The organism is Spongiibacter tropicus DSM 19543 (assembly GCF_000420325.1).
Classification (GTDB): Bacteria; Pseudomonadota; Gammaproteobacteria; order Pseudomonadales; family Spongiibacteraceae; genus Spongiibacter; species Spongiibacter tropicus.
In genome coordinates this window covers 1833031-1847722 of the sequence record NZ_ATUS01000001.1, presented here as the reverse complement: position 1 = coordinate 1847722, position 14692 = coordinate 1833031, and the positions used below count along the sequence as shown (strand labels likewise).

Here is a 14692-nt window from a genome sequence, read left to right as displayed (position 1 = left end):
CGACGGTAGAAGTTTTATCCTGCAATTGCACCACAGACTTGAGGGTGGTGTGAGATAAAATTATGTATTAAAAGGATTTTCTAGAAATGCAGTTGGACATGGATGACTTTATTTTGGCAATGCATGACGCCAGCATGCACCTTTCCCCTGTTGAGTTCAGCCGCTGGGCGCTGACGGAAGTTCGCCGCCAGATCGACTTTGACTTTGCAATCTGGGGTTCAGGTGATGGCCTGCGCCGTGATCTGAGTCAGGCCCTTATCCTTGACCAGTCGGATCATCTGTTCGATACCTGGGAGGCGGTGAAAAAAGAGGACCCCTTCGCGAATCTGGTTATTGGTAACACAGGGAAAACATGGTCCATTGAACAGTTGCCGGACTTCCGAAAGAGCAGAGCCTACCGAGAGCACTGGGGGCTATATTGTGCGCAGCAAATGGTTTCGACCATGGAGGTGGATAAGAGCACCGGGCTGCACGTATTTGTGACGCTGGCGCGTGATAGTGCCCTATCACAGTTTGAGCGTTGCGACCTTCGTCGGAAAAGTATGCTGACCAAGCATTTGTTTTTAGCGGCGCGGCATAACGACATGCATTTCCTTCGCTCTAAGCAGGCGCCAGCTGCTTTGCTGGATCATCGTGGCTATATACACGCGGCGCTGCCGAGTTTCACAGAACTGCTGGTCAATACGTTAGGTACTGCCGCGCGGTTTCGTTTACCGGAGTCGGTAAACCGTTTGCTGTGGTCGGGAAAGCGCTACCGAGGATGTGGGTTATCACTACATGCCGAGCGTCTGAATGGGCGCCTGCTCGTCAGGGCTGCAGTGTGCACAGGAGTATCTCTAAGTGCTCGAGAGGAAGAAGTGGCTTGGCTTTATGCCAGTGGCAGTAGCCATAAAGAAGTTGCTGCCAGTCTCGGAGTGTCGCCGACAACGGTTAGAACGCATTTGGCACGGGTATACCAGAAGCTGGAGGTATCGTCGAAGGGTGCGCTCGCACTCTGGCTGAAAGATAATACTTGAGGTTTCTCGGTGATAAAAAAGTGAAAGGCCATAGCTCGGCCTTTCACAAGAGGTGGGCATTACCGGGTGGTCAGCGCAGTAGCTGCTGCGCGTCGTGTTTGGCGTTGTTGAGCAGGTAAACGGCGTAGACCGCCGCAAAGGCGAGGTCGGCAAACACAAAGATGGCAAAGGGCATCAGCGCGCCAAAGCTGAGGGTGTCGACCCAGGCGGTGATGAATACCAAGGTTTTGCCGACGCAGCCCATCCAGATGATGTCTTTGTGGTCGCGAGGGCTGCTGCCGATGCGCCAGTACCCCAATCCGAATACCAGCACCAGCGCCCCGAACTGATGCGCCCAAGGCAGCAGTTCGGGAGTGTAGATGCTCTGCATTTGCAGGATGGCGAAGAACTGCTCGGTGGCAAACAACAGCATGGCCGCCGCGGCAAAGTTGAAGATGGCGGCGAAGCGGTAGAAGCGCTTCCAGTTTTGCTCATTTTGCATTGGCGCTGGCCTCCCCGCTGCCCTGATTGTGCTCTTTGAGACGGTCAGCCAATGCGCCGCCCGTCAGCAGGCGCCAGGGAATCAGCAGGCCGGTCTGGCATTTGTAGTCCTGCCAGCCGGGATGGCGTGAGATGGCGTGGTCTTTGTTTTTCATCCGCGCCAGGAAGTACACCGCCATGTAGCCGTAAATCACCCAGGCGATCCAGTGCTGGGCCAGCAGCGGGTAGGCGGCGTAGAGCATCAGCTCGCCCAGATAATTGGGGTTGCGGGTGTAGCGATAGACGCCGTCAGTAATCAGCCCGGACTGCTGGCGATACTTGAGCACCCAGTGACGCTGACCATCGGCGGCAACCATCAGCACCACGCCGAGTGTGTGGACGGCGATGGCGGCAAACAGCATGGGGCCGCTGGGTTCGATAAAGCGGGAGATCATCAGCCACGGCGTGAGCCAGTACCAGCCGATCAGGAAAACATAGAGATTGATCGCGCCCAGCAGGCTGAGTTTCTGGTTGAGCTGATGGTCGCGGAAACCAAAATCTTTGATCAGCCAGCAGTAGCCGTAAATGCCGTGCAGGCCGAGGTAGACCCAGGTCGCGGTGCTGAAGTTGTTGTAGTACTGCATCATCCCGTAAATGATAAACAGGGTGATGATCTTGTGGAGATCCACCGCCCAGGCCACGCGAATGCGCGGCGCGCCGGGGGCTTTCCAGATGGTGAGATCGGCAAAGGCGAGAAAAAACCGCGCCCAGCCGGGGATCGGCTCGCGTTGTTCCATGAAGCATTCCTTTTTTTATTGTTACTGTGCCAAACGATAGTAGTCGGTGGCGCAATTTTAGAAATGCTTTTAGGCGACGCTTTTACTGTCTATTGGTGACAGGCCTTACATCAGTACTTCGGCTTCATCGCCGTTGCGTTCCAGCCACTCTTTGCGGTCGGCGGCGCGCTTTTTACCCAGCAGCATGTCCATCAGGCTGTCGGTATCGTCGTCGGGCTCGATGCCCAGACGCACCAGCCGGCGGGTGTCCGGGTCCATAACTGTCTCGCGCAGTTGCAGCGGGTTCATCTCGCCCAAGCCTTTGAAGCGGGTAACCGAGACTTTGCCGCGGATTTTTTCGGCTTCAATCCGGTCGACGATGCCCTGCTTTTCGTCGTTATCCAGTGCGTAGAACACCTCTTTGCCCACATCGACACGGTACAGCGGGGGCATGGCGATAAACACGTGGCCCTGCTCTACCAGCGGGCGGAAGTGCCGCAAAAACAGCGCGCACAGCAGTGTGGCGATGTGGGCACCGTCGGAGTCGGCGTCGGCGAGGATGCAGATTTTGCCGTAGCGCAGGCCGCTCAGGTCGCTGGAGTCGGGGTCGACGCCCAGTGCCACGGAGATATCGTGGACTTCCTGCGAGGCGAGAATCTGCTGGGAGTCGACTTCCCAGGTGTTCAGGATTTTACCGCGCAGGGGAAGAATGGCTTGATACTGACGGTCCCGTGCCTGCTTGGCCGAGCCGCCCGCCGAATCCCCTTCCACCAGAAACAGCTCTGAGCGCTCGCTTTCCACGCCGGAACAGTCGGCCAGCTTGCCGGGCAATGCGGGGCCGGCAGACACCTTCTTGCGGACTACTTTTTTGGCTTTGCGCAGGCGGCTCTGGGCGTTGCTGATGCACAGCTCGGCCAGCTTTTCAGCTTCTTCGGTATGCTGGTTCAGCCAAAGGCTGAAGGCGTCTTTCGCTACGCCGGAGACAAAGGCGGACGCTTCGCGGGAGCTGAGGCGTTCCTTGGTCTGGCCGGAGAACTGCGGGTCGGCCAGTTTTGACGACAGCACGTAGCTGCAGCGGTCCCAAATGTCATCTGGGCTGAGTTTGACGCCACGGGGCAGCAGATTGCGGAATTCACAGAACTCGCGCATGGCGTCCAGCAGGCCGCTGCGCAGCCCGTTAACGTGGGTGCCGCCCTGAGCGGTGGGAATCAGGTTGACGTAGGATTCGGTCAGTGGCTCGCCGCCTTCCGGCAGCCACTGCACGGCCCAGTCCACGCCCTCGGTATTGCCGCTGAAATGGCCCACAAAGGGCTGCGCGGGCAGGGTTTCATAGTCGCGGGTGTGACTGGCCAGATAGTCGGGCAGGCCGTCTTCGTAGTGCCACTCTTCGCTTTCCTCACCGGTTTCGTCAATAAAGCGCACATGCAGGCCGGGGCACAGTACCGCTTTGGCACGCAGCACATGCTTGAGGCGGCGCACTGAAAACTTGGCGCTGTCGAAGTATTGCGGATCGGGCCAGAAGCGCAGCAGCGTGCCGGTATTGCGCTTGCCGCAGCTGTCGATGACTTCGAGATCTGAGGCCTTTTCGCCGTTGGCAAAGCGCATCTGGTGCACCTGCCCGTCGCGCTTGATGGTCACTTCCAGCAGGGTGGACAGGGCGTTCACCACCGATACCCCCACGCCGTGCAAACCGCCGGAGAACTGGTAGTTGTCGTTGGAGAATTTACCCCCCGCGTGCAGCGTGGAGAGAATTACCTCGACGCCCGGCAGGCCCATTTCGGGGTGGATGTCCACGGGCATACCGCGACCGTCGTCGCTGCAGCTCAGCGAGCCGTCGTTGTGCAGGGTGACAACGATCTGGCTGGCGTGTCCGGCGAGGGCCTCATCGACGCTGTTGTCGATGATTTCCTGGGCCAAGTGGTTGGGCCTGGTGGTATCGGTGTACATGCCGGGGCGCTTGCGCACCGGCTCCAGACCGGTAAGAACTTCAATAGATTGTGAGGTGTATTGAGACATGGTCTACCAAGTGCAGTGGCGGCCGGTGGCCGCACGCTGAATGAAACAGAATGGCGGCTATTGTTAACCAGCTACGCCGAGAAATTCCACTATTGCGGGCAAATGCCGCTCAAAGCCTACAAAGCTGTGGTCGCCGCCGGGCTCAATCAGTTGCTTGCTGCCCGCGTAGGCGTCCACCGCCAGACGATAATCCAGCGTTTCGTCACCCTCCTGCACCATCAGCCAGTAGCGCTGCGGCGTGATCTGCGCAGGGGCCAGCTCGGCCAGACAGTCAATATCGTTCTGGGTGACTGAAAATGGCTCTTGGGTATAGGGGTTGTGGTAATCGCCCAGAAACTGCTCGCCGCGCTCGTGGGGACGTACGGCGGGGTTCACCACGACGGCTTTCAAATCGTAGCGCTCGGCCAGCACGGTGGAGAAAAAGCCGCCCAGTGAGCTGCCCATAAGCACCAGTTTGTCGGGTTGACGGGCGAGTTCGTCTTTCACCAGTTGATCGAGCCGGGCAAAGGCGCCCGCCGGATGATTGGGCATGTCCGGCACCAGAAAGCGAATGTCGGGATGGTGGCGTTTGAAGTAGTCAGCGGCCAGTTGCGCTTTGTGGGATTGAGGAGAAGAAAGAAAACCGTGGATATAAATTACTGTCGCGCTCATGCGTAGCCGTTTGCTGTCCTGTCTACTGTAAACGTCACACCGCTCACCCGCTCGACGCCGGTTTGCCAGTCGCCATTGGCGCTGAGGGTAAACCAGCGGTAGCCGGGGTTGAGGTCGTCCAGGGCAAAATCGTGGCTGCCCGGCGCGAATTGTATACAGGTGGAGGGCGTGGTCAGCAAGCGCTGATTGCCATGGCGTGTGTCGGATTGCTGATGAACATGGCCGGAGACGACAGCGGCGACGCTGGGCTGTTCATCGAGAAGTGCAAACAGGTCATCGGCGTTATCAACGCGCTGTTCATCGAGCCACGCGGCGCCGAGCGGGCGCAGATGGTGGTGCAAAAAAATCATTGCAGGCTGGTCGCTGTTGAGCGATTTCACGGCATTCAGCTCGCTGTCAGCGAGGTGGCCGCCCACTTCATCGGGCACCGCCGAATTGAGGAAGCGAAACTGCCAGTCGCCCAGCGTGATTTGCGAGGGCATTCGCGCTGTGCCGACGCAGCGCTGCATCGTAGGGACGTCATCGTGATTGCCCGGTAGCCAGACCGTTTGTGCGGCCAGTCCTTCCAGTTTGGGCAGCAGGCGCTGATAGGCACTGGCGTCGCCGTCGGCAGACAGGTCGCCGGACATGACCAGCAGGTCGATGTGGCTGTGGTTGCGGCGCACCAGTTTCAGCACTTCATCAAGGCTATGGTCGGTATCCATGCCCAGCAGGCGCTCTCCCGGCTCCCGGCCGAGATGGCAATCGCTGACCTGCACGACGCAGAGGTCAGTAGCGTTGTCTGAATCTGATTGAGTGTGCTTCACGGCCGGCCTCGTGACGTATCTGAGCTGTTATACGGGATGCCTTCAGACAAATCCAGTGACCCGGCGACGGTTTCTAATGCTCACTGCTGCGGACAGAAAATTTGCGAACATGGTCCCCTTGCGGCTGCCTCCGGCGGGCTCAGGGCTTGTCCGTTTCGCCCAGAATATCGGCTACCGCGATGTTGCTGTGATGGCCGTGGCGCAGGCACAGGCTGAGCCACTCGCCGAGGAATCGGTTGAGCTGCGCCTTTTCATCCTGCTGAAACATCTTGCTGTTGGGGTAGTCGTAGCGCTGGCGCAGACTGTGTACGCCTTCTGCCCCCGAGACTTCGGCCATTGCTGCGTCGTGATACATGCGTACCTTCAGGCAGATCGATGACCAGGGTTGCTGGCTGGCCTGTGCGAGGCGCATTTCTAAAAACGTGGTGTAGGGGGCGCATTCGCGAACATCGATATTCAGGGCGTGAGCGCCCAGGCCGATCGTCAGCGTCTGACCCGCCGCCAGCGGCTCGGGAAGCAGTTTGCTCAAGCGCAGGTAATTCATCTCACAGTCGGCGAGATGGGCGTTGAGATTGATTTGATAGCGCGATGTCTTCACGTGTCCCGCCGCATTGAAATTTGCACGGTAGATTTTAATAACATTCGTTAATAATCATTCTTGAGAAGAGTGATTCTGATACACTGAGCGGCTGACGCAGCTCCTCCGTTAGCAGAACAGGTTACCTTTATGATTGCCAAACGTCACTTACTTAGTGTTGCACTGGCGCTTGCTACGGGTGCTTCCGCCACCAGTGCGGACACCTTGCTCGACGTCTACGAACTTGCTTTAAAAAACGATCCCCAGTTAAAAGCGGCGGAAGCCACTTATCGCGCCGATCTGGAAACGGAAAAGCTGAGCCGCTCTGCGCTGCTGCCGCAGGTGGTGGGCCAGGCCTACTATCAGGATTCGGAAACGGACGCTGAGTCGAAGAGCACTAACATCACTTCTGGACCATTTGGTGGTTCGAACGTCACGATTATCGACCAAGCCTCTACCACTGACTCGGAAACCGAGCACTACTCAGTCAGTCTGAATCAGGCCATTTTTGATCTGCCTGCCTGGTTCAGCTTCAAGGCCGGTAAAAAGGTCACTGAGCGGGCCGAAGCCCAACTGGCTTTCGATCAGCAGGCGCTGATTGTGCGTGTTGCCGAGGCCTACTTCGAAGTGTTGAAGGCGCGGGAAAACCTCGATGCCTCGATGGCCGAAGAGCGTGCCGCCAAGCGCCAACTGGAGCAAACCCAGCAGCGCTTTGATGTCGGCCTGATTGCCATTACCGATGTCCACGAGTCGCGTGCCGTTTACGACAGCGCCGTGGCCCAGCGTCTGGGCTTCGAGGGGTCACTGGCGATTGCGCGCGAGAACCTAACTACGCTGACGGGTGCCGAGCACGGCAAGCTGTGGCCGCTCAGCGAAGATTTCCCCATCGAGCCGCCAGTACCCGCTGATCGTGCTTCCTGGGTGGATTTCGCGCTGAAGAATAACTACCAGCTCAAAGTTACGCAGGCGTCCTCGGATTCGGCCTACCAAACGGCCCGTGCGAAGAAAATGGAGCACCTGCCAACCATCAGCGGTAGCTTCAGCTATTCCAAAGAGGACATGGACGGCAGTCGTACATTCAATCCTGCCAGCACCTTTGCCGTTCCGCCGGATAGCTCCTTCGAAACCGAAGCCTTGCGCATTACCCTCGAAGTCCCGCTGTTTGCCGGGGGTGGTATCAGCGCCGGGCGCCGTCAGGCCTACGAGCAATACAATGCGGCGCGCCACAATGCCCAGCTGACCCAGCGTCAGGTGGTGTCGGCGACGCGCGCTCAGCACATTGCGGTGAGCACCGATGTGCAGACCGTGAAAGCCCGCAAGCTGAATATTGTGTCGGCGCGAAGCGCGCTGGACGCGACCGAAGCCGGTTATGAAGTGGGTACCCGCAACGTGGTGGATGTGCTGAATGCCCAGCGTGCGCTGTACGCGGCCATTCGTGACTACAGCAATGCGCGCTACGATTACGTGCTGGATATGCTGCAGTTGAAGCAGAATGCTGGCACCTTGAGCCCGGCAGATATCCATCAGCTGAACAAATGGCTGAAAGATGCCCCGGCAGCCAGCCTGAAATCTCAGAGCTAAAACCTGAAGGGCACTGCGGTGCCCTTTTCTTTTTCTTCCTTTCTTATCTTGTACTTAGTCCGGTTCAGCTTTTCTGCTGCAGCGCTGCCTCGACCTCGTTGATCAGGGTCTGCAATGCCCCCCGATTGCCATCGACCACGCTGAGTGCATGACGGCCCTGCTGCTGGCGCTGTTCGGCGTCAGCAAACAAGCGTTGCAGAGCATCGAACAGGCTCTGTGCACTGTCGACGATGCGCTGTGCGCCGGCGTCCTGCAGCAGACGGCTGATTTCCGCGAAATTGAAATCGCTGGGCCCCGTCAGAACGGGCAGCCCCCAGGCTGCCGCCTCAAGGCTGTTGTGGCCGCCTCGCGGAATCAGGCTGCCGCCAATAAAGGCGATATCCGCGGTGCCCAACAACAGCAACAGCTCGCCCATGGTGTCGCCCAGCAGTACCTGGCTGTCGCGGGCGGCGGTTCCCTCAAGGCTGCGTCGCGTATAGCGCAAGTCCGCCTGCTCAATTTGCCGGGCAACGCCGTCAAAGCGTTCCGGGTGGCGGGGTACAAGAATCAGCAGCACGTCGGGAAACTGCGTCAGGAGTTGTCGATGCGCGTCCAGCAGAATGCCGTCTTCACCGTCGTGGGTGCTGGCGGCAATCCAAGTGGGGCGCGTGCCCATTGCCTCGCGCAATGCAAGGGCCTGTTGGCGCAGGGCGTCAGGAATGCTGACATCGAATTTGATACTGCCGGATACGCACAGCGCGTCCGGGCTAACCCCCAAGGCGGCAAAGCGCTCCGCATCGGCCCGTCCCTGGGCAACGATGCGGTGCATGGCCCGCATCACTGGCCGACTGAGGCCGCTGAGCCGCTGATAGCCGCGGGCTGAGCGCTCCGACAGCCGCGCATTGGCCAGCAGCACCGGAATGCCGCGGGCGCTGGTCTGGCAGACCATGTTCGGCCAGATTTCGGTTTCCATAATGACGGCTGCGCGGGGCTGGATTCGGTTCAGGAAGCGCGACACTGCATCGGGCAGATCGTAGGGGGCATAAACGTGGAATACGCGGTCGCCAAACAGCTCGCGAATGCGCTCGGAGCCGGTGGGGGTCATGCAGCTGACCACGACCGGCAATTCGGGGTGCGTCTCCAGAAAGTGGCGGATCAGCGGCGCAGCGGCAATGCTCTCGCCTACCGACACCGCGTGCACCCACAGGCCGCCGGTGGCGGCCGGTGGTTTGAAAAAACCAAAGCGCTCGGCAACGCGGCGTCGGTAATCCGGCGCCCGCATGGCACGATAAAGCAGGCGCAGCAGAATCAGCGGCACAAGTAAGTAGAGGAGCAGGCTGTAAAAAAGGCGCGGCATGGCGATTCGGCAGATAACAGTTCGGCGGCTAGCATAGCGGTCGGGGGCGATGCTGACCAGCGCAGGCCATGTGGACGCCTTGCACATCCGCGAGTCAGCTGTGCTATGATCGCGCTTTCCGACTTTCACGATTTCAACTTGGAGACCCAAGATGAGCGACAACATCGTTCACGTCACTGACAGCAGCTTCGAAGAAGAAGTGCTGAAGTCCGAGCTGCCGGTACTGGTAGATTTCTGGGCGGAGTGGTGTGGCCCCTGTAAGATGATCGCCCCGGTACTCGACGAGATCTCTGGCGACTACGCCGGCAAGATCAAGATCTGCAAGATCGACGTTGACGCCAACTCAGAAACCCCGGCGAAGTTCAGCGTACGTGGCATTCCCACGCTGATGATCTTCAAAGGCGGCAATGCCGAAGCGACCAAGGTCGGCGCCCTGTCCAAAACGCAACTCTGCGATTTCATCGACAGCGCACTGTAATACCAAGGCCCTGCGCGCCCGCGTGGGGCCTGTTTTTAAAGGCTTTACGGCATCACCATTCGGTGATAGAGTTCGATCAATCAATCCCCAAACTATTCAAATAACACCTTTTTATTTTCGCTTCCGCTAATACGTCGAGTACGTTTCGGCCGCGTCCCTGCCGTTTCTGCGTCTCGTTCTAGCCGCATCTCATATAAACCAACAACCCTGAACCTATGAATCTTACTGATCTGAAAACCAAGTCTGCCCAGGAACTGCTGGACATCGCCAAAGAAATTGGCCTCGACAATATCGCCCGCTCGCGCAAACAAGACATCATCTTTTCCATCCTGAAGCGCCACGCCAAAAGCGGCGAAGATATTCACGGCGATGGCGTACTGGAAATCCTGCAGGATGGCTTTGGCTTCCTGCGTAGCGCAGACTGCTCATACCTCGCTGGCCCCGATGACATCTATGTGTCGCCCAGCCAGATCCGCCGCTTCAATCTGCGCACCGGTGACAGCATTGCCGGTAAGATTCGCCCGCCCAAAGAAGGCGAGCGCTACTTCGCGCTGCTCAAGGTCGATCAGGTCAACTTCACCAAACCTGAGCAGTCCAAGAACAAGGTCCTGTTTGAAAACCTCACGCCGCTGTTCCCCAACGAGCGCCTGACGCTGGAATTGGGTAACGGCTCTACCGAAGACCTCACCGGCCGTATCATCGATCTGGTGGCGCCCATCGGCAAAGGCCAACGCGGCCTGATTGTTGCGCCGCCGAAAGCCGGTAAAACCCTGATGCTGCAGAACATCGCGCAGAGCATCATCCGCAACAACCCCGAGTGTTATGTCATCGTCCTGCTGATTGACGAACGTCCCGAAGAGGTGACGGAGATGCAGCGCTCGGTGGGGGCACGCGGTGCGGAAGTGGTGGCTTCGACCTTCGACGAACCCCCGGCGCGCCACGTACAGGTGGCGGAAATGGTCATCGAGAAGGCCAAGCGCCTCGTAGAGCATAAGCGCGACGTTGTGGTGCTGCTCGACTCCATTACCCGTCTGGCCCGTGCCTACAACACCATCGTGCCCAGCTCCGGCAAGGTACTGACCGGTGGTGTGGATGCCCACGCCCTGGAACGCCCCAAGCGTTTCTTTGGTGCCGCGCGTAACGTGGAAGAAGGCGGCAGCCTGTCGATTATCGCTACCGCGCTGATCGACACCGGCTCGAAAATGGACGAAGTCATTTACGAAGAATTCAAAGGGACGGGTAATAACGAGCTGCACCTGGATCGCAAGATCGCCGAGAAGCGCGTTTACCCGGCGATCAATATCCGCCGCTCCGGCACCCGTCGCGAAGAATTGCTGACCGGTGAGGAAGAGCTGCAACGCATGTGGATTCTGCGTAAGCTGCTGCACGGCATGGAAGACACCCCGGCGATTGAGTTCCTGATCGACAAGCTCAAGGACACCAAGACCAACGCCGAATTCTTCGATTCGATGAAACGCAAGTAATCCGGTATCCGGGAGTCGGGTGCGGCGCCGGATACGGACAGCAGACCTCGGACTATGAAGCACAAAGACCTGCGCGATTTTCTTCGCTATCTGGAAAAACAGGGTGAGCTGAAACGCATCAAGCACCCTGTTGATCCCCATCTGGAAATGACTGAAATCTGCGACCGCGTGCTGCGCGCGGGCGGTCCTGCGCTGCTGTTTGAAAACCCCACAGGCTACGACGTGCCGGTACTGGCCAACCTGTTTGGCACCGAAAAGCGCGTGGCGATGGGCATGGGGCAGAAAGATATCGACGCGCTGCACGAGGTGGGCGAACTGCTCGCCTTTCTGCGTCAGCCTGATCCGCCCAAGGGCCTGCGCGATGCCTGGAGCAAACTGCCGGTGTTCAAGCAGGTGCTCAATATGGGGCCCAAGCTGGTCAACAAGGCGGTGTGTCAGGAATGCGTGATTGAGGGCGACGCCGTCGATCTGCATCGCCTTCCCATTCAAACCTGCTGGCCCGGCGACGCCGCGCCGTTGATTACCTGGCCGCTGGTCATTACCCGCGGGCCGAATAAAGAACGCCAGAATCTTGGCATTTACCGGATGCAGTTGATCGGCAAAAACAAGCTGATTATGCGCTGGCTGTCCCACCGTGGTGGCGCACTGGATTTTCAGGAATTCAAAGCCGCCCATCCCGGCGAAAAATTCCCCGTCTCGGTGGCACTCGGCGCTGATCCCGCGACTACGCTGGGCGCGGTCACGCCCGTACCCGATACCCTCAGTGAATATGCCTTTGCCGGGCTGCTGCGGGGTGAGAAAACGGAGTTGGTCACCAGCCTGAGCAATGACTTACAGGTGCCCGCCAACAGCGAATATATTCTCGAGGGGTATATCGACCCCGAGGAAATGGCCGACGAAGGCCCTTACGGCGATCACACCGGCTATTACAATGAAGTGGATCGTTTCCCGGTATTCACGGTAACGCACATCTCTCACCGCAAGCAGCCGATTTACCACAGCACCTACACCGGCCGTCCGCCGGATGAGCCCGCCGTACTGGGTGTGGCGCTGAACGAAGTGCTGGTGCCGCTGCTGCGCCGCCAGTTCCCGGAAATTATCGACTTCTATCTGCCGCCCGAGGGCTGTTCCTACCGCATGGCGGTGGTGACCATCAAAAAGCAGTACCCCGGCCATGCCAAACGCGTGATGTTCGGCGTGTGGTCCTTCCTGCGCCAGTTCATGTACACCAAGTTTGTGATTGTCTGCGACGACGACGTAAACGCCCGCGACTGGAACGATGTGATCTGGGCGATTACCACCCGCATGGATCCGCAGCGCGACACTGTATTGGTGGAGAACACCCCTATCGACTACCTCGACTTCGCCTCGCCGGTGTCGGGCCTCGGCTCGAAAATGGGGATGGACGCCACCAACAAGTGGCCGGGTGAAACCGAGCGTGAGTGGGGCCGCCCCATCGAAAAAGACCCGGAGGTGGTGCGCCGCGTGGATGAGATCTGGTCGGACCTCGGCCTCTGATGCCTTCCCCGGTGCTGCCGCCGCTGGCGCTGTACATCCATATTCCCTGGTGCGTGCGCAAGTGCCCCTACTGTGATTTTAACTCCCATACTCAGCAGGGCGAGCTACCCGAGGCTGAGTATGTGGCCGCCATGCTGGAAGACTTGGATCAAGACCTCGACTACGTTTCTGGCCGGGCGATTCAGAGCGTATTTATTGGCGGCGGCACTCCCAGTTTGTTTTCTGCCGAGGCCTATCGCCAGCTTTTCGCCGGTCTGCGCCAGCGGCTGCGTTTTGCCGACGAGGCGGAAATTACCCTTGAAGCCAACCCCGGTACGCTGGAGCAGGGGCGCTTTGCGGCCTATCGCGAGCTGGGGATTAACCGCCTGTCGATCGGCGTGCAGAGTTTTGACCCGCTGCAGTTGCAGCAGCTCGGCCGGATTCACAGCGGCGACGACGCTCGCCGCGCCATCGCCAGCGCTCGCGAGGCCGGTTTCGATAACTTCAACGTGGACCTGATGCACGGCCTCAGCGGCCAGCACCGCATTGACGCCCTGCGCGACCTCGACGCGGCGATAGAGAGCGGTGCCAGTCATATCAGTTGGTATCAGCTCACCATCGAGCCCAATACCGAGTTCTACCGGCGGCCCCCGACCCTGCCGCCCGAGGGCGAGCTGATGGCGATCCAGGAAGCGGGCTTTGCGCGGCTGAGCGAAGCGGGGTTTCAGCGCTATGAAGTCTCGGCCTTTGCGCGCCCCGGTCGCCCGGCGCGGCACAATCTGAACTATTGGCAATTCGGCGACTACCTGGCGTTGGGCGCGGGTGCCCACGGCAAAATTACCCGGCCCGATGGCGCCATTTTCCGCTACCAGAAAACCCGCGCCCCCAAGGACTATTTGCAGCGCAGCCCGTCTCGCAGTCAACCGCCGGAAGTGATTGCCGCCGATGACTTGCCCTTTGAGTTTATGCTCAATGCGCTGCGCCTGCGCGAGGGTTTTACGCCCGCTATGTACGCGCAGCGCACCGGCCTGCCCTGGGCAGGAATCGAAGCGAAAGTCGAGCAGCTATTGCAGCGCTGCCTGTTGCAGTCGTCGGCGCAGCAGATTGCCTGCACGGAGCGCGGCTACGCCTTTGTCGACAGCATTCTGCAGGAATTTCTGCCGGGCTAGCAGCTGGCGAGCGCACCACCGTCGATCATCAGATTCTGGCCGTTGATAAAGCCCGCCCGTTCGCTGCACAAAAAACACACCAGATCGGCCACTTCCTCGCACTCGCCAATACGCCCGCAGGGATTGGGGTACTCGGCCGCGCAGAAGGCGGTAACGATATCGCCCCAGTCACCCTCCAGGCCGCGTTTGCGCGCCCAGCGCCGCACCCAGGCTTCCACCTCGGGGGTGCGTACATAGCCCGGCGACACGGTATTCACCGTCACCCCGCTGCCCGCCAGCTCCCGGCACAGGCTCACCGTGGTGTTGGCCAGTGCCGCTTTGGCGGCGTAATAGTGGGGCATGGCGGCGCGGGGCTGGCGGCTGCCGATGGTGCCCAGTTGCACAATGCGGCCCCAGCCGCGGCTTTGCATGTCGGGCGCCAGCGCCTGGCAGAGCCGCACCGCCGACAAGACATTGTGCTGATAGGCCGCCAGCCACTGTTCAGTGTCATCCGACCAGTCGCCGCCATCACTGCCGCCACGGTTGTTGATCAAAATATCCACTTCGCCGATGCGGTGCAGTTGTTGCAGCACCAGATCGCAGCCCTCGTCGCTGCTTAAATTGCCCCACACGGCGGGCGCGTCCAGCTCGTCTGCCAGCGCGTCGCTGGCGCCGTCGATATCGCTGTGAAGAATGACGGTGGCGCCCTCGGCGCGCAGGGCGCGGGCGATCACCGCGCCAGTGCCGCGGTGGCTGCCGCTGATTAGCGCGGTTTTATCGGCAAGTTGCAGGTCCATAGACGGGTCTCCGCATCGGTTTTTCGTGGCGAGGAAAAGCCATTTATAGCAAAATCTGCGGCACTCTCCG

14 protein-coding genes are annotated in these 14692 nt (G+C 59.4%); 6 read left to right on the top strand and 8 right to left on the bottom strand.

The features are described from left to right. Positions 1–98: 98 nt before the first annotated feature. Complete coding sequence (locus tag G411_RS0108640; RefSeq protein ID WP_211218298.1) at positions 99–1016, top strand: helix-turn-helix transcriptional regulator; 918 nt, start codon at positions 99–101, stop codon at positions 1014–1016. Between the two features lie 70 nt (positions 1017–1086). Here the strand turns inward: G411_RS0108640 and G411_RS0108635 are convergent, their stop codons facing one another. The 6 genes from G411_RS0108635 to G411_RS0108610 all read right to left on the bottom strand — a co-directional run bounded on the left by G411_RS0108635 (position 1087) and on the right by G411_RS0108610 (position 6322). Further along, a complete protein-coding gene (locus G411_RS0108635; protein ID WP_022958794.1) occupies positions 1087–1497 on the bottom strand; it encodes a hypothetical protein in 411 nt (136 codons plus the stop codon). Next, positions 1487–2272, bottom strand: a complete 786-nt coding sequence (locus tag G411_RS19875; protein WP_022958793.1) for a methyltransferase family protein — start codon at positions 2270–2272, stop codon at positions 1487–1489. Before G411_RS19875 ends, G411_RS0108635 begins: the two co-directional genes overlap by 11 nt. 105 nt (positions 2273–2377) lie before the next feature. Continuing rightward, positions 2378–4267 (bottom strand): DNA topoisomerase IV subunit B, encoded by a 1890-nt coding sequence (gene parE, locus G411_RS0108625; RefSeq protein ID WP_022958792.1) that lies wholly within the window; start codon positions 4265–4267, stop codon positions 2378–2380. A gap of 63 nt (positions 4268–4330) precedes the next feature. Next, complete coding sequence (locus G411_RS0108620) at positions 4331–4918, bottom strand: YqiA/YcfP family alpha/beta fold hydrolase (RefSeq protein WP_022958791.1); 588 nt, start codon at positions 4916–4918, stop codon at positions 4331–4333. Beyond that, positions 4915–5724 (bottom strand): phosphodiesterase, encoded by an 810-nt coding sequence (locus G411_RS0108615; RefSeq protein ID WP_022958790.1) that lies wholly within the window; start codon positions 5722–5724, stop codon positions 4915–4917. The genes G411_RS0108620 and G411_RS0108615 overlap by 4 nt, the downstream gene beginning before the upstream one ends. Positions 5725–5863: 139 nt before the next feature. Continuing rightward, the gene (locus G411_RS0108610) at positions 5864–6322 is read right to left on the bottom strand and encodes a DUF1249 domain-containing protein (protein ID WP_022958789.1); all 459 of its coding nucleotides are present in this window, start codon (positions 6320–6322) and stop codon (positions 5864–5866) included. Positions 6323–6451: 129 nt separating this feature from the next. On the opposite strand from G411_RS0108610, the gene G411_RS0108605 reads away from it, so the two are divergent. Next, a complete protein-coding gene (locus tag G411_RS0108605; RefSeq protein WP_022958788.1) occupies positions 6452–7882 on the top strand; it encodes a TolC family outer membrane protein in 1431 nt (476 codons plus the stop codon). A 64-nt stretch (positions 7883–7946) separates the two neighbouring features. On the opposite strand, the gene waaA is transcribed toward G411_RS0108605, so the two are convergent. Next, complete coding sequence (gene waaA / locus G411_RS0108600) at positions 7947–9218, bottom strand: lipid IV(A) 3-deoxy-D-manno-octulosonic acid transferase (protein WP_028968279.1); 1272 nt, start codon at positions 9216–9218, stop codon at positions 7947–7949. A gap of 151 nt (positions 9219–9369) precedes the next feature. Between waaA and trxA the strand changes: the two genes are divergently transcribed. The 4 genes from trxA (at position 9370) to hemW (ending at position 13846) form a co-directional block, all read left to right on the top strand. Then, positions 9370–9696 (top strand): thioredoxin TrxA, encoded by a 327-nt coding sequence (gene trxA, locus G411_RS0108595; protein WP_022958786.1) that lies wholly within the window; start codon positions 9370–9372, stop codon positions 9694–9696. 215 nt (positions 9697–9911) lie between these two features. Further along, positions 9912–11180 carry a transcription termination factor Rho gene (gene rho, locus G411_RS0108590; protein ID WP_022958785.1) on the top strand — a complete coding sequence of 423 codons (1269 nt, stop codon included), beginning with the start codon at positions 9912–9914 and terminating at the stop codon, positions 11178–11180. A 54-nt stretch (positions 11181–11234) separates the two neighbouring features. After that, positions 11235–12698, top strand: coding sequence for a 4-hydroxy-3-polyprenylbenzoate decarboxylase (gene ubiD, locus G411_RS0108585; protein ID WP_022958784.1), 1464 nt, complete (start codon positions 11235–11237; stop codon positions 12696–12698). Next, positions 12698–13846: a radical SAM family heme chaperone HemW gene (hemW, locus tag G411_RS19870; protein ID WP_022958783.1), complete on the top strand. Its 1149-nt coding sequence runs from the start codon at positions 12698–12700 to the stop codon at positions 13844–13846. The genes ubiD and hemW overlap by 1 nt, the downstream gene beginning before the upstream one ends. Here the strand turns inward: hemW and G411_RS0108575 are convergent. Continuing rightward, positions 13843–14622 (bottom strand): SDR family NAD(P)-dependent oxidoreductase, encoded by a 780-nt coding sequence (locus tag G411_RS0108575; RefSeq protein WP_022958782.1) that lies wholly within the window; start codon positions 14620–14622, stop codon positions 13843–13845. The genes hemW and G411_RS0108575 overlap by 4 nt on opposite strands. Positions 14623–14692 lie beyond the last annotated feature (70 nt).

Bases quoted from the DNA above. Each gene is read 5' to 3' on its own strand.
- waaA (WP_028968279.1), bottom strand. From the start codon at position 9,218: ATGCCGCGCCTTTTTTACAGCCTGCTCCTCTACTTACTTGTGCCGCTG.
- hemW (WP_022958783.1), top strand. From the start codon at position 12,698: ATGCCTTCCCCGGTGCTGCCGCCGCTGGCGCTGTACATCCATATTCCC.
- G411_RS0108620 (WP_022958791.1), bottom strand. From the start codon at position 4,918: ATGAGCGCGACAGTAATTTATATCCACGGTTTTCTTTCTTCTCCTCAA.
- rho (WP_022958785.1), top strand. From the start codon at position 9,912: ATGAATCTTACTGATCTGAAAACCAAGTCTGCCCAGGAACTGCTGGAC.
- G411_RS19875 (WP_022958793.1), bottom strand. From the start codon at position 2,272: ATGGAACAACGCGAGCCGATCCCCGGCTGGGCGCGGTTTTTTCTCGCC.
- ubiD (WP_022958784.1), top strand. From the start codon at position 11,235: ATGAAGCACAAAGACCTGCGCGATTTTCTTCGCTATCTGGAAAAACAG.
- G411_RS0108575 (WP_022958782.1), bottom strand. From the start codon at position 14,622: ATGGACCTGCAACTTGCCGATAAAACCGCGCTAATCAGCGGCAGCCAC.
- G411_RS0108605 (WP_022958788.1), top strand. From the start codon at position 6,452: ATGATTGCCAAACGTCACTTACTTAGTGTTGCACTGGCGCTTGCTACG.
- G411_RS0108640 (WP_211218298.1), top strand. From the start codon at position 99: ATGGATGACTTTATTTTGGCAATGCATGACGCCAGCATGCACCTTTCC.
- G411_RS0108635 (WP_022958794.1), bottom strand. From the start codon at position 1,497: ATGCAAAATGAGCAAAACTGGAAGCGCTTCTACCGCTTCGCCGCCATC.
- parE (WP_022958792.1), bottom strand. From the start codon at position 4,267: ATGTCTCAATACACCTCACAATCTATTGAAGTTCTTACCGGTCTGGAG.
- trxA (WP_022958786.1), top strand. From the start codon at position 9,370: ATGAGCGACAACATCGTTCACGTCACTGACAGCAGCTTCGAAGAAGAA.